This window comes from Amycolatopsis sp. NPDC058340 (assembly GCF_042723975.1).
Taxonomy (GTDB): domain Bacteria; phylum Actinomycetota; class Actinomycetes; order Mycobacteriales; family Pseudonocardiaceae; genus Amycolatopsis.
Map to the genome: position 1 here is coordinate 81,800 of NZ_JBHXIB010000023.1, position 14,029 is coordinate 95,828.

Consider the following 14,029-nt stretch of genomic DNA (forward strand, 5'->3'; position numbering starts at 1 on the left):
CGACATTGCGAACTCCGCTGCAGAACCTCACCCGGCATGGGCAGAGCCCCTGGGTGGACTACCTGTCCCGGCCGTTCTTACGAGACGGCGAGCTCGGCCGTCTGGTCGGCGCCGGTGTCCTGGGGATCACCTCGAACCCCACGATCTTCCAAGGAGCGATCGCCGAAGGCGACGCCTACGACGACCAGCTACGGGCAGTGCTACAAGAGCAGCAGGACCCGAAGGAAGTGTTCCTGACCCTGGCTGTCGACGACGTCCGCGCCGCGTGTGACCTGCTGCGGCCGGTCTTCGATCGCAGCGAGAGCCGCCAGGACGGTTGGGTGTCGTTCGAGGTGGACCCTCGGTTCGCCCACGATACCGGCGCAACGATCGCCGAAGCCGCCCGCTTGCACGAGCTGGTCGGACGGCCGAATGTGATGGTGAAGATTCCCGGTACGGAAGCGGGCCTGCCCGCGATCGAGGAAACCGTCGCGCGCGGTATCCCGGTGAACGTCACCCTGCTGTTCTCCCTGGAACGGCACAGGCGGGCCGCGGAAGCGTATGTGCGCGGCCTGCGACGCCTGCACGCCTCTGGCGGTGACCTGCGGCAGACGGCGTCTGTCGCGTCCTTTTTCGTCTCTCGCGTCGACACCGAGGCGGACCGGCGGCTGCGTGCCATCGGCGGCCAGGACGACCTGCTCGGCACCCTCGCCGTCGCCAATGCCCGCCTCGCTCACCAGACCTACCTCGACGTCTTCGACGGGCCGGATTGGGCCGATCTGGCCGCCGCGGGGGCGACGCCGCAGTGGTGCCTGTGGGCATCCACCTCGATGAAGGACGAGACCCGGCCAGACGTCTTCTACGTCGAGCAGCTGGTCGGCGCGGACACAGTGGTCACCATGCCGCGTGAGACAGCGGAAGCGTTCCTCGACCACGGCGTGGTCGAGGACAGGCTCACCGGCCAGGTGGAGGACGCCCGGCGAACGTTGGAGTGGTTCGCCTCCGCAGGCATCGACTACGGCGATGTCGTCGAGGTCCTCGAACGTGAAGGAGTCGAGAAGTTCAGTGCCTCCTTCCAGAAGTTACTCGAGGGAATCGCGGCGAAACGAGACCAGCTGCTCAACGTGTGAGGTGGAAGACCATGTCCGACAACACATTCCGGGGTGAACTGGGCCAGCAGCTGCGGGTGGATTCCATCCGGGTGAGCACGCAGGCGGGATCGGGACACCCGACGTCCTCGATGTCCGCGGCCGATCTGATGGCCGTGCTGCTCGACGGGCATCTGCGGCTGGACTTCGACCAGCCACGCTCCCCGCACAATGATCACCTCGTCTTCTCCAAGGGACACGCTTCACCGCTGTACTACAGCGTGTTGAAGGCGGCCGGTGCGATCGACGACGACGAGTTGCTCACCTACCGGCAGTCCGGCAGCAGGCTGGAAGGCCACCCGACCCCGCGGATCCCGCCGACCGACGTGGCCACCGGTTCACTCGGGCAGGGACTGCCGATCGGCGTCGGGATCGCGCTGGCAGGCAAGCGGCTCGACCGGCTCCCTTACCGTGTCTGGGTTCTCTGTGGCGATTCGGAGATGGCGGAAGGCTCGATGTGGGAGGCGTTCGAGCACGCCGCGCATCACGGCCTGGACAACCTCACCGCGATCATCGACGTCAACCGGCTCGGGCAGACGACCGAGACGATGCTCGGCTGGGATCTCGACACCTACGCCGCACGTGCTCGCGCCTTCGGCTGGCACGCCATCACCCTGGACGGACACGATCTCGATGCCATCGAAGCGGCCTACACCGAAGCCGAAAGCACCCGCGGAAGCCCGACCGTGCTGATCGCCAAGACCCGCAAGGGCAAGGGTGTCAAGGCGGTCGAGGACCAACCAGGCAAACATGGCAAGCCCCTCGACGATCCGGACGACGCGATCGCCGAGCTCGGCGGTGTCCGCGACCTCTCCGTGCGGGTCCGCAAACCCGACACGGCCGCACCCGTGCCCACCCTGGCACCTGAAGAAACCCGAATGCCGAGTTGGGATGTCGGCGATGAAGTGGCGACGCGCCGCGCGTACGGAGAAGCGCTGACCGCGCTGGGTACGCTCCACCCGGACGTGGTCGCGCTCGACGGCGAGGTGTCCAACTCGACCAGCAGCGAACTGTTCGCGAAGGCCCATTCCGACCGCTACTTCGAGATGTACATCGCCGAGCAGCAGATGATCGCGGCCGCGGTCGGTTTGCAGGCCCGCGGCTGGAAGCCGTTTGCCTCCACCTTCGCCGCGTTCCTGTCCCGTGCCTACGACTTCATCCGCATGGCCGCGATCTCCAGGGCGGATCTGCGGCTGTGCGGATCCCACGCCGGCGTCTCCATCGGCGCCGACGGCCCATCGCAGATGGCGCTGGAGGACATCGCCGCGTTCCGCGCCGTGCACGGCAGCGTGGTCCTGCACCCCTCCGACGCCAACCAGACCACGCGACTGCTCACCGAGCTGGCCGGCCGGGACGGAATCTCCTACCTGAGGACCCTGCGCGGGAAGACGACGGTCCGTACCGGGAAGGACGAGGACGTGCGGATCGGCGGCAGCCGCATCGTGCGGTACTCGGACAACGATCAGGTCACGCTCGTCGGATGCGGGATCACCGTCGGCGAAGCCGAGGAGGCAGCCACCCGGCTGGCGGCCGACGGCGTCACGGCGCGGGTACTCGACTGCTACTCGATCAAGCCCATCGACTCGGCCGCGCTCCAGACCGCCGCACGCGACACCGGCGTTCTCATCACGATCGAGGATCACTGGCCGGAAGGCGGGCTCGGTGACGCCGTACTCGAAGCCCTGGCGGAAGTCCCCGATGTCGTCAGGGTCCGCAAACTCGCTGTCCGCGAAATGCCCGCTTCCGGCAGTCCCGACGAGCTACTCGCCGCCGCCGGGATCGACGCGGACCATATCGTCGCGGCGACCCAGGACATCGTCGGCCGTCGTGTGCGACGCGAACACCATTTCGGCGAAATCTCGCAGGAGGAACGGGAGATCATCCGGGGTGAGCAGGGCACGTCGTCGGGTGACCCCCACGACGACACCGACCCGCAGTCCGGATAGCCGACACAGCGCTGACACATACCTGTCGCGGTCAGTGGGCTTTGGCGAAGAGCGGGATCCTGCCGCCGGCCAGAACTGCGTCGAGCTGGCGGGGTGACAACCGGTGGGTGACCATGTAGCGCTCATCGCGCGCCTTGCTGTGCAGGGACAGCCTCCCCGCCGCGAGTGTGTCCCGCAGGTCATCGACGATCAGGATGTCGCCGGCGGAGATTCGGTCGTAGTCGGCCGGGTCGGCGAACTCGAGGGGCAGGACACCGAAGTTGGCCAGGTTCTGCCAGTGGATCCGTGCGAACGAGCGGGCCAGTACCACCCGGAGACCGAGGTGGCGGGCGGTGATGGCGGCGTGCTCGCGGGATGAACCCTGCCCGTAGTTAGAGCCGCCGACCACTAGGTGATCGCCGGCTTCCCTGGCGCGGCGTGGATAGTCGTCGTCGATGCGAGTGAAGGTGAATTCGGCGAGTTTCGGGATGTTCGAACGGAACGGCAGCGCACGGGCACCGGCCGGGGAAATCTCGTCGGTGGAGACATCGTCGCCCACCTTGAGCAGAACGGGAACTTCGAGCCGGTCGGGCAGCGGCCCGAAGTCCGGAAGCCCGGAGATGTTGGGGCCTTTGACCAGCTGCGCTTCAGCGGCCTCGGCCGCGGGCAACGGCTCAAGCAGCATACGTGTGTTCACCGCCGAGCGCTCCGGCGGTACGAGGCTGGGCGGCCGCAGATCATGCTCGGCCGCGAAGTCGCGTGGGTCCGTAACTGTCCCGGTCAGGGCGGAGGCGGCAGCGGTCTCCGGAGAGCAAAGCCATACGGCGTCCTCAGCCGTGCCCGAGCGGCCGGGGAAGTTGCGCGGAAAGGTACGCAGCGAGTTCTGTCCGGCCGCCGGGGCTTGCCCCATCCCGATGCAGCCGAGGCAGCCGGCTTGATGAATCCTCGCGCCCGCGGTCAGCAAGTCCGTGACATGCCCAGTCCGGGTGAGGTCGACGAGGATCTGCCGGGAGGTGGGGTTGACATCGAAGCTCACCGAGTCCGCTGTCTGCCGTCCCTTCACCAGCTCCGCGGCGACGGCGAAGTCACGGAATCCCGGGTTGGCCGAGGATCCGATGACGACCTGACCGACCGGTGTTCCGGCGGCCTCACGTACCGGCACGACGTTGCCGGGCGAGGAGGGCTTCGCGACGAGTGGTTCCACTACGCCGAGATCGATCTCGTCCTCGACGTCGTAGGTGGCGCCGTCATCCGCCCGCAGCTCCCGGTAGTCGTTTTCACGGCCTTCAGCGCGCAGAAACGTGCGTACGGCGTCGTCCGAGGGAAAGACTGTCGCGGTAGCGCCCAGTTCGGCTCCCATGTTCGCGATCACATGCCGGTCCATCGCGGTGAGCCCGCCAAGGCCAGGACCGTGGTATTCGATGATCCGGTGGACACCACCGCTCACCCCGTGCCGGCGCAGCATCTCCAGCACGACGTCCTTGGCAGACACCCAGTCGGGCAGGTCGCCGGTGAGCCGCACGCCCCAGATCTCGGGCATGCGCAGGCGGAGCGGTTCGCCCGCGATGGCCAGCGCGACCTCCAGGCCGCCGACGCCGATCGCCAGCATGCCCAGCGACCCCGCAGCGCAGGTATGCGAGTCCGATCCGGCGAGCGTCCGGCCGGGGATCCCGAATCGCTGCATATGGGTCGGATGCGAGACACCGTTGCCTGCCTTGGAAAACCAGAGGCCATAGCGGCGGCAGGCCGAACGGAGGAAGGCGTGATCCTCGGCGTTCTTTTCATCCGCTTGCAGGAGGTTGTGGTCGACGTACTGGACGCTCACGTCGGTCCTCGCCCGTTCGAGGCCCAGTGCCTCGAGTTCTTGCATGACCAGCGTTCCGGTGGCGTCCTGCGTCAGGGTCTGGTCGATACGCAACCCGATTTCGGCACCGGCGACCGCGTCGCCGTCCACGAGATGGTCGTCGATCAGCTTGCGTGCCAGAGTGCGCGGACCCGTCATACCCGGTCGGCTACCCGGCTCAGCCCGCCTGCAATCACGGGTCTTTCGGACTCGATCGTCGCGGTGATGCCGACGGCAGTCGGCATGCTGGCCCACGATCAGCAGCGCACGACGCCGCCGGGCCGCTTCCTCCACCAACGGCTGGCCGCGGTTTCGGAAGCCGGAGAGCGGGTATCGCCCGGGCAGGGAAACCCGGCTGGAAGGTGACGAAGCCATGTCCACGACCGAGACGACCGGTGGGGCGCGCGCGATGGCCGTGCGAGTCGACGGTGTCCCGCACCGGCTGACCGTCGATCCACGCCGCACGCTGCTCGACCTGCTTCGGGAGCAACTCGGTGTGTACAGCGTGAAAAAAGGCTGTGACCACGGCCAGTGCGGTGCCTGCACGATCCTGGTCGATGGACGGCGGGTGCTGGGTTGCCTGTTGCTGGCTCTGAGCTGTGACGGTGCGGAGGTCACCACGGCCGCCGGTGTGGCCGCGGACGGGGAATCACCTTCGTTGCGGGACGCGTTCCTGGCCAATGACGCTTACCAATGCGGCTACTGCACGCCGGGTCAGATCTGCTCGGCGGCCGGCCTGCTCACGGAGTTCCGCGACGGCGATCCCAGCCACGTCACCGAACCGGTTTCCGCGGATCCGCGGTGGACCGAGCGGGAGATCGCCGAACGGATGAGTGGCAACCTCTGCCGCTGTGGCGCCTACGCCGGCATCGTCACAGCCGTCCGGCAGACGGGAGAAGCCCGATGAGGCCGTTCGCCTTCGACAGCCCGGCCACCGCCGAGGAAGCGGTACTGGCGGTGGCGGGCGAACCGTCGGCGGTCTTCCTCGGCGGCGGGACCAACCTCGTCGACCACCTGAAACTGGGCATCGCGCGGCCGGCCCGCGTCATCGACGTCACCGGTGTGACCCCCGCTGGGATCCGCGAGGAGGACGATGGTGGCCTGGTGATCGGGGCCGGCACGCGCAACAGCGATCTGGCCGCCGACCCGCGGATCCGCGAGCGTTGTCCCGTGCTGGCCGAGGCGCTGCTCTCCGGCGCGTCCCCGCAGCTGCGGAACATGGCGACGGTCGGCGGCAATCCCTTGCAACGCACCCGGTGCGTGTACTTCCAAGACGTCACGACACCCTGCAACAAGCGGTCGCCCGGCTCCGGCTGTTCCGCGTTCGGCGGCTACACACGGCACCATGCGATCCTCGGTGCGTCCGACCAGTGCGCCGCGACGCATCCTTCGGACATGGCGGTCGCCCTGATGGCGCTCGACGCGCACGTCCGTGTCGTCGGCCCCGCGGGTGAGCGGGTCCTCCCGTTCGGTGAACTGCATCGGTCGCCGGGCGAGCATCCGGAACGGGACACCGTGCTGGATCACGGAGAGCTCATCACCGAAATCACCCTGCCGCCGGTCCCGTGGTCACGCCGGTCGGCCTACCGCAAGGTCCGGGACCGGGCCTCGTATGCCTTCGCGCTCGTCTCCGTCGCGGCCGCGCTGTCCCTTTCGGACGGAAGGATCGGTGACATCCGCGTCGCCTTCGGTGGAGTGGCGCACAAGCCCTGGCGTGCGTCGCGTGCGGAACAGGTGCTCCGTGGCGCGCGTCCGGGCGACGACGTCTTCCGGTCCGCCGCCGAGGCCGAGTTCACCGACGCGCGGCCGTTGGAGGGCATCGACGGCGGCAACGCGTTCAAGATCCCGCTTGCCACGCGCACCCTGACCGCGGTGCTGCGGCACCTGACCGCCGAAGGAGACGCACGATGACCGGGCTGCTGGAGCCGCACGCGATCGGGCAGGGACGTACCCGTGAGGACGGGCCGGCGAAGGTCACCGGGACGGCACAGTACGCCTACGAGGTCCCGGTCGACGGGCCGGTGTACTGCCACCCGATCCAGGCCACCATCGCCCGCGGCAGGTGCACGGGACTCACCACCGTCGAGGCGGATGCGCTCGACGGTGTGCTGAAGGTGATCACCCCCTTCATCGCCGAGCGGCTCGCTTCCACCGACGACGCCGAGCTGGCGGTGCTGCAGGACTGCGAGATCCCCTTCCGTGGCTGGGTCATCGGGCTCGTGCTGGCCGAGAGCTCCGAGGCCGCTCGGCACGCCGCTGGCCTCGTCGAGGTGCACTACGAGACCGACCCCCACGACGCCTTGCTCACGACTGACCGTCCCGGCCTGTACAAGCCGGACACCGTCAACCCGGACTTCCCGACCGACACGTCGGAAGGCGACATCGAGACCGCGTTCGACGATGCCGAAGTGACCGTGGCCGAGACCTACAAGACGGCGATGTACCACAACAATCCGCTCGAGCCGCATACCACGACCGCGTTGTGGGAGAGCGGAACTCTGACCCTCTGGGACTCCACCCAGGGCGTTCATTCGGTGCGGTCCACCATCACCGAGATCTTCGGGCTGGGGGAAGAACGGGTCCGGGTGATCTGCCCGTACGTCGGCGGCGGCTTCGGCTCGAAGGGTACCCCGCACGCGAACGTCGTGCTCGCGACCATGGCGGCCCGCGCCGTGCCGGGACGGACGGTCAAACTCGCGTTGACCCGGCAACAGATGTTCAGCCTCGCCGGCTACCGTACGCCCACGATCCAGCGGATCCGGCTCGGCGCCGGACGAGACGGGCGGCTGCGGGCACTCCGCATGGACGTCGTCGAACAGACGTCGCGCATCAAGGAATTCGCGGAGCAGACCGCCGTGCCCTCCCGGATGATGTACGCCGTACCGCACCGGGCCACCCGCCACCGGCTGGCGGCGCTCGACGTGCCGGTGCCGTCGTGGATGCGAGCACCGGGCGAATGTCCCGGGATGTTCGGTCCGGAAGTGGCGATGGACGAACTGGCCGTCGCGCTCGACCTCGACCCCATCGAGTTGCGCATCCGCAACGAACCCGAGCGCGACCCCGAGACCGGAAAGCCTTTCTCCAGCCGGAACCTCATCGCCTGCCTGCGCAGCGGCGCCGAACGCTTCGGCTGGGCGGAGCGCGACCCCCGGCCCGGTGCCCGGCGAGACGGACCGTGGCTGATCGGCACCGGCGTCGCGGCATCGGTGTATCCGGCGAAACGGATGCCCGGCTCCACCGCGGTCATCCGGTTCGAGAACGGCCGCTATACCGCCGAGATCGGCGCGGCCGACCTGGGAACCGGCGCGTGGACCGTCCTGCCGCAGATCACCGCCGACGCGCTCGGCGTACCTCCTGGATCGGTCGACGTCCGAATCGGCGACACCGCCTACCCGTCCGCCACCGTGGCAGGCGGCTCGACCGGAACGGCGTCGTGGGGCTCGGCCCTCGTGGCGGCCGCACGAGCGTTCCGGGACAAGTACGGCACCGAACCCGCCGATGGGGACGAAGTCAGCGCCGACACGCCGGACAACCCGGCGGAAGACGATTACGCGATGTACGCGTTCGGCGCCCAATTCGCCGAAGTACGGGTCGACGTCGACACCGGAGAGATCCGGGTGTCACGGCTGTACGGCACCTTCGACGCCGGACGCATCATCAACCCGGTCACCGCGCGTTCACAGTTGCTCGGCGGGATGACCATGGGCCTGTCGATGGCTCTGCACGAGAACAGCGTGCTCGACCCGCGCTTCGGGCACGTCGTCAACCACGATCTCGCCGAGTACCACATCGCCGCCAACGCGGATATCGAGGATCTACGCGCGGACTGGCTCGACGAGACCGATCCATACCTGAACCCCATGGGCAGCAAGGGAATCGGCGAGATCGGCATCGTCGGCACCGCCGCGGCCATCGCCAACGCCGTCCATCACGCCACCGGGATCCGCGTCCGGGACCTGCCGATCACTCTCGACAAACTACTGCCCGGCCTGACAACGCCGTTTCCCGGCCGGACGAGCGGGTAGCCGCGAAGCAGAACACGCGATTCCGAGGAGGTTTCATGCACCGCGAAAGTGACCTGCACTCCCCCCGCGAGGACGACGAACTGAAGGCCGAACTGCAAGGCACGCTCCGGGGCACCGGCCCGACCCGTGCCGAAGAAGGACGAGAAGCCGAGGGGCCCGCGGACGACGACCCGGATGTGCCGCCGGTGGGAAACGGTACGTGACCGCCACTGGTATCTGACGTTGCGAAAGTGGCATTCGCAGCACGCCACATTTGCCTTATTCCTCAGTAGGACATCGCCGACGCAACCCGGTCATTCCACTGGCGTTTCGGTTCCTGGCACCGGACAGTTCGCGTGGCAAAGGACAGCGTGGCTGACCGAACCGAGCAGGAGATGGTGGACCGTGCCGTAGCAACGACGAGCAGTCGCGCGTCCTTCCCGATATCCAGCAATACACAGGCCGGTCGGTTTTCCGGAGCGGCGGCATCGGGATCCCCGAATACCATCACGCGTGGCCGCCGGACGGATCGCGACAACTCCGCCGCCGTGGAGCCTTGCTGTGTTCCCTGGGAGCTAGTGGCGATAAGAGCGGTTGAGGAGGTCCCCGGCGCGGTCCAGGCACTCGACGCAGATCACCGCGCCGAACTGCGAGGTGGTCATCCGGAGCAGCGGCCGCCGAAACCCCAGGAAACTGCGGCGCTCGTGGCGGCCGCAGTACTCGCAGGCATACGCGCCGGACGAACTCACCGGCACCAAGGCGTTCCCGCCATCGCTGATGGGTAATACGTCACCCTGCACCGACCTCAGGCCGGACTGGACGCAGTCCAGGCAGATCGGCCCTACAGGGCCGGGAACACGGTGTTGACCGGGACAGGGTAGCCGTCCGCAGAACCGGCAACGGGCCGTCCGCTGACCAGGAACGTCACTTGCCATCACCGTGCCTCCTCACCCACACACCGCTTGCGCGGAACGTGGACACGTCCGCGCAGACAGCGATCGCGACGGCGCGCCCGAGTACATCCGCGGCCTGGGTCGGCGACAACGGTGTGTCCACCGTGTCGGGCGGCTGTGCGGGCCGGCCACGATGGTGTGTCAACGCACGAAACCGCCGACGAGAAGTCAGCTGGAGGTGAGGCGGCTTGCCAGCAGTCGTTTGCCCTCCTCGGCCCCCTTCCGGCTCTCCTGCTGGGCGCGTCGGAAGAAGCGGGCCAGTTCCTCGTCACCGTCGCGTTCTGCATCCGCGGCGTAAGTCTCCATGCGCAGTGCGTTGGAGAGACAGGCCTCGGTGAACCAGATGATGTTGTAGTCCTTGTCCTTCGTACCGGTGACCTCACCGGCCTCCGAGTTGGTCACAATCCGCTCCTTTCGATGTCGGAACCAGCCAAGTACCCGTTATCGCCGGTTTTAAGCACAGTCGTGGCCACCCCACGGGCCGAACCCCCATGTATTGAACAAATACCGCCCATTTGGTTGGGGCACCATCGTTTCGACGGCGCTGCCACGGGTATCGGGAAGATATGACCGATTCCGTCCGGAGCTTGTTCCGGACGTGGGTTCCGACCGCGCTCGGGGCTTCGACCTTGGTCGTTGAGATCCCACTGGTTTATGCGGCGGTGTCGCACTCGTCCGGTACGGCGCAGCTCGCCGCGCTCGGTGTCTGTATCGCGGTGCTTGTCGTGGTGAATTCACCGGCGTTGGCCATCACGCCGCTGGTGGTGACGCACCATGACTCGTATTCGTTACGCCGGTGGTGGCGATACGTGGTCGCGACCGGCTCCGCAGGTGTACTGGTGTTACTTTCCTTGGCGGCACTGCCGGCCGCGGGCAGGGTGATCACCGCTCTGGTTGGTTCCCAGCACGAGCTCACCGGAGCGGTCCGTGCCGGGTTACTCGGTTTGGCACCGAACTCGCTGGCGGTGGCGATGCGCCGGTACCTGCACGGCCGCTGTATTCAGCTGTCCAGGACGAGCGCGATCGCGCGTGCGTCGATCATCAGGATCGGGGGGTCCGGCGGGCTGGCCTGGCTCGGTGTGGCCTTGTGGCCGCAGCACGGAACGCTGGTCGCCGGCGCGGCGTTGTCGGCGGGAGCGTTGATCGAAACCGGCTTGCTCGCCGCGGCGGTGGGCAAGCTTCCGGCGGTGTCCAAGCCTGCGTCCCACGGGCGGCTCCGCATGCTGATCCTGGCGCACGCTCACTTGTCCGCCGCCCGGTTGCTCTACATGGCCCCCATGGCGGTCACCACGATCGGCATCGCGCACTCCGCGTCACCGGCACCGTCGTTGGTGGTGTGGCCCGCACTGTACGAGCTGGCCATGCTGTTCGCCTCACCCACCGGCGACTGGGAATCGGTGACCGCCAACGCGGTGCGCGCCGGCAACGGCGGCCGGGCGGCACGGCGACTCACATTGCTGCTGATGATGGGTTACACCGCCCTGTTCGCCACCATCCTGTGCTCGGGACTCATCGACGGTTACTTGACCGGGCTGCTCGCCGTGCCGGCCGGACCGGCCGAACTGGGCCTGCAGGCCGCCCCGCTACTGCTGCCGATCCCCATGCTGTGGATCCTGCGCGCGCATCTGCGCGGCAACCTGATGGCCCGACATCGCGTCGGGCGGGTGGCCGTCGCCGCGGCAGCGCACCTCGCCTGCCTGACCGGTGCGGCCGCCGCACTGAGCCGCACTCCGCTACCGGGCGTGTCCGCCGCCTGCCTGACCTTGCTCGGCGGCCTGCTGGCCGAGCTCGCCGTCCTCACGTTCGGCGGTGTCTCGATCAACGCTTGTCAGCGGATCAGCCGGGTGGTCCTGCCGCGCTGCGCTTTCCGTCGTCCGGAGCCGGGCTCGAGGTTTGTTGTCAGCCACGGCGACAATCAGCACATCCTTATGTAGCTTCACATTAGTGGCCGTGCTGACGCATCGGCCATCTTGCGCCTTGATGCTTACCCACCCCCCGTCGCCTCGACGAAGATATCGGGCTGGAGACGTGACGCGAGCTCGTCCATGTCCCCGTGGTGACAAGTCGGCCCGAGTCGTTCGACCAGGTGTGGTTTCGGACCGGAATCGCGACCAGGCCGAGGACGTGCACGTCAAACCGCGTTAGGGCCGTGCCAGGCACGCTCTCCGACCCGCCAGATCTGCTCCCAAGCCTTGGCCCACGAGCTGTATCCCTCGGCGACGATCGCGACCGCGGTGCAGGAGAGTCCTCACCTGGACCTGGTTCGGTGTCATGGCGCCGATCAAGCCGTGGTCACCACCGAAACCGCCGGAAAGACTTTGGCTGAGACACTGCTCGGTCACCGCGGACCGACCTCTGCCCCGTGGACGCTCGATCAACGGCCTGCCCGACCGTCCGAGATCGGACAACAGGTCGCCGAATGCGATCCGCGACCGCTGACGGCCTGATCCGAAACGACCGGCGCTACTGGGGGCCTCCACGCGACGCGGGCTACGCATGGCCTCCGGCGATCACCTCGTCTTCCTCAATCCCATCACCTCAACGGAAGCGTAGACCCCGCCCTCCATGCCCACATCCGCCTCCATCGCCAAACGTCTACTGTTCGGCCGACCGTTCCGCACTGACCGTTTGTCGCACACCCAAGCGGATCGCGCTGCCGGCATACAGAAGCACAGCTCAACTAGGCTGATCATCCTGTTCCGGAGCCCGTGTATTCGCTCTCCCACCGCGCGCGGACGGTGCGCATCAGCAGGCGTGAGCGCTCCGCTCCCAGGCCGAAGTGTCGCATCAGGCCTTCCGCCGAGATCGGGCGTTGGTGCTCTTCGCGATGACGACGGTCCACCTCAATGGCTCTCCCGATGAGGTCGTCGTCGAGCTTCGACAAGCTCGACCGCTTCGTAGGCGATGGGGACGGGGACGTATCGATCTCCTGAGGCTGTGAGTCCGAGGAAGCTTCATGCACCATCGGAGAAAGGCGGTTCGGCGACGGCGCCAGAACTGCAGGTTCGTCTGCAGACGGCGCCGCGGAGGCGAGCTCACGAAGTAGCGCTGGGCCGACGTCGGCCCAGCCGACCAACAAGAGTGGGCCGACTGCGTCGAACAGTGTCCGGCCGATCTCTCCAGCGATGAGCGGTTCCGCCACGTTCAAGGCCAGCGTGACGAAACTCGAGATCAGCAGTAGCCGCCGCGCCGGCCGGATCACCTCGGCAGAGGCTCCACGCAGCGACAACTGCCGGATCGCGATCAGAAGCGCCAGCACCGACAAGTCCACCGCGGGCGCGACCAGCGGAGCGACCCAACCAGGTACCCCGAGCCGCAGACCGAACGCAAAGACGTTCCCGAACCCGAACAGCAACGTCAGCCCCACGATCACCCCGACCATGACGGTGACCAGCTGCAGGACAGCGTCACGCTCAACCGGAAACCCGATAGCTTTGACAGACACGAACTAACTCCTCGTAACCAGCAGCACAAAGATCAACTGGCGATATTCAGGCGACCGGAACGCGCCGCAACGCGTTCGAAGCCGCCCCAACGAGGAGGAACGAGAGACCGCAGACCTGCGAAAACACAGGAAACGCCTGGTCAGGAGCTAGTTCGATCTTCCCTGACACGGAAGAGGTCACTGGTTCAATCCCAGTATCGCGCACCATCTGTTTTCGCAGGTCAGAAGCCCTGCTCCTCCTCGGAGGGGCGGGGCTTCAGTCGTTCTCATGACGGCATTCGATGGCCTTCGGAGCCGTCTCCACGCCGCCGGGATCGACGCGGACCATATCGTCGCGGAGGCCCAGGACATCGTCGGCCGTCGTGTGCGACGCGAAAACCATTTCGGCGAAATCTCGCAGGAGGAACGGGGCGTTCGCCGAAGGTCCAGGCGGCGCCTGCGTCCGGCAGTCCGCTCGAGCGGACTGCCGGTGGACACGTTCATGCGGACGGTCCAGCTGATCGACTACAACCGCGACGATCCGCAGGCCGTTCGATACCCAGTCGTCACGCTGGCCGAAGCTCTTGATCTCCATCCCTGCCCCGAAGTCGTCGTGGCCGACCGAGGATCCAGGGTGGAGATCGCCACGTCGGTGGCCTTGTCCTGGTTCGCGACGATCAGGTGATCGGGATGGGGTTCCTCGTGATCACCGCATGTGTGCCGACGCCGCTGACTTTCTCACGGACGGTCCTG

Annotated in this window: 13 protein-coding genes; 9 read left to right on the forward strand and 4 right to left on the reverse strand. The window is 67.3% G+C overall.

The features are described 5' to 3' along the window. The first annotated feature begins 5 nt into the window (after window positions 1-5). Together tal and ACFWIW_RS24600 are read left to right on the forward strand one after the other, a co-directional pair. Window positions 6-1,109 (forward strand): transaldolase, encoded by a 1,104-nt coding sequence (tal, locus tag ACFWIW_RS24595; protein ID WP_378370585.1) that lies wholly within the window; start codon window positions 6-8, stop codon window positions 1,107-1,109. An 11-nt stretch (window positions 1,110-1,120) separates the two neighbouring features. Continuing rightward, the gene (locus tag ACFWIW_RS24600) at window positions 1,121-3,073 is read left to right on the forward strand and encodes a transketolase (RefSeq protein ID WP_378370586.1); all 1,953 of its coding nucleotides are present in this window, start codon (window positions 1,121-1,123) and stop codon (window positions 3,071-3,073) included. A 31-nt stretch (window positions 3,074-3,104) separates the two neighbouring features. Here the strand turns inward: ACFWIW_RS24600 and ACFWIW_RS24605 are convergent, their stop codons facing one another. After that, complete coding sequence (locus tag ACFWIW_RS24605; protein WP_378370615.1) at window positions 3,105-5,054, reverse strand: aconitate hydratase; 1,950 nt, start codon at window positions 5,052-5,054, stop codon at window positions 3,105-3,107. A gap of 66 nt (window positions 5,055-5,120) precedes the next feature. Here ACFWIW_RS24605 and ACFWIW_RS24610 point away from each other — a divergent pair, with 66 nt between their 5' ends. From ACFWIW_RS24610 to ACFWIW_RS24630, 5 genes are read left to right on the forward strand one after another with little or no spacing between them, the layout of a single operon-like run. After that, window positions 5,121-5,261 carry a hypothetical protein gene (locus ACFWIW_RS24610; protein WP_378370616.1) on the forward strand — a complete coding sequence of 47 codons (141 nt, stop codon included), beginning with the start codon at window positions 5,121-5,123 and terminating at the stop codon, window positions 5,259-5,261. 7 nt (window positions 5,262-5,268) lie between these two features. Further along, a complete protein-coding gene (locus ACFWIW_RS24615) occupies window positions 5,269-5,802 on the forward strand; it encodes a (2Fe-2S)-binding protein (RefSeq protein ID WP_378370587.1) in 534 nt (177 codons plus the stop codon). Next, a complete protein-coding gene (locus ACFWIW_RS24620) occupies window positions 5,799-6,806 on the forward strand; it encodes an FAD binding domain-containing protein (protein ID WP_378370588.1) in 1,008 nt (335 codons plus the stop codon). Before ACFWIW_RS24615 ends, ACFWIW_RS24620 begins: the two co-directional genes overlap by 4 nt. Then, window positions 6,803-8,920: a xanthine dehydrogenase family protein molybdopterin-binding subunit gene (locus ACFWIW_RS24625; RefSeq protein ID WP_378370589.1), complete on the forward strand. Its 2,118-nt coding sequence runs from the start codon at window positions 6,803-6,805 to the stop codon at window positions 8,918-8,920. The genes ACFWIW_RS24620 and ACFWIW_RS24625 overlap by 4 nt, the downstream gene beginning before the upstream one ends. A 35-nt stretch (window positions 8,921-8,955) precedes the next feature. After that, window positions 8,956-9,123, forward strand: coding sequence for a hypothetical protein (locus tag ACFWIW_RS24630; protein WP_378370590.1), 168 nt, complete (start codon window positions 8,956-8,958; stop codon window positions 9,121-9,123). A 351-nt stretch (window positions 9,124-9,474) separates the two neighbouring features. Here the strand turns inward: ACFWIW_RS24630 and ACFWIW_RS24635 are convergent, their stop codons facing one another. Beyond that, the gene (locus ACFWIW_RS24635; protein ID WP_378370591.1) at window positions 9,475-9,654 is read right to left on the reverse strand and encodes a hypothetical protein; all 180 of its coding nucleotides are present in this window, start codon (window positions 9,652-9,654) and stop codon (window positions 9,475-9,477) included. Window positions 9,655-10,020: 366 nt separating this feature from the next. Next, a complete protein-coding gene (locus ACFWIW_RS24640; protein ID WP_378370592.1) occupies window positions 10,021-10,254 on the reverse strand; it encodes a hypothetical protein in 234 nt (77 codons plus the stop codon). 227 nt (window positions 10,255-10,481) lie between these two features. On the opposite strand from ACFWIW_RS24640, the gene ACFWIW_RS24645 reads away from it, so the two are divergent. Further along, window positions 10,482-11,786 (forward strand): hypothetical protein, encoded by a 1,305-nt coding sequence (locus ACFWIW_RS24645; RefSeq protein ID WP_378370593.1) that lies wholly within the window; start codon window positions 10,482-10,484, stop codon window positions 11,784-11,786. 755 nt (window positions 11,787-12,541) lie between these two features. Here the strand turns inward: ACFWIW_RS24645 and ACFWIW_RS24650 are convergent. Continuing rightward, window positions 12,542-13,297: a hypothetical protein gene (locus ACFWIW_RS24650; RefSeq protein ID WP_378370594.1), complete on the reverse strand. Its 756-nt coding sequence runs from the start codon at window positions 13,295-13,297 to the stop codon at window positions 12,542-12,544. Between the two features lie 268 nt (window positions 13,298-13,565). On the opposite strand from ACFWIW_RS24650, the gene ACFWIW_RS24655 reads away from it, so the two are divergent. After that, the gene (locus tag ACFWIW_RS24655) at window positions 13,566-13,961 is read left to right on the forward strand and encodes a hypothetical protein (protein WP_378370595.1); all 396 of its coding nucleotides are present in this window, start codon (window positions 13,566-13,568) and stop codon (window positions 13,959-13,961) included. Window positions 13,962-14,029 lie beyond the last annotated feature (68 nt).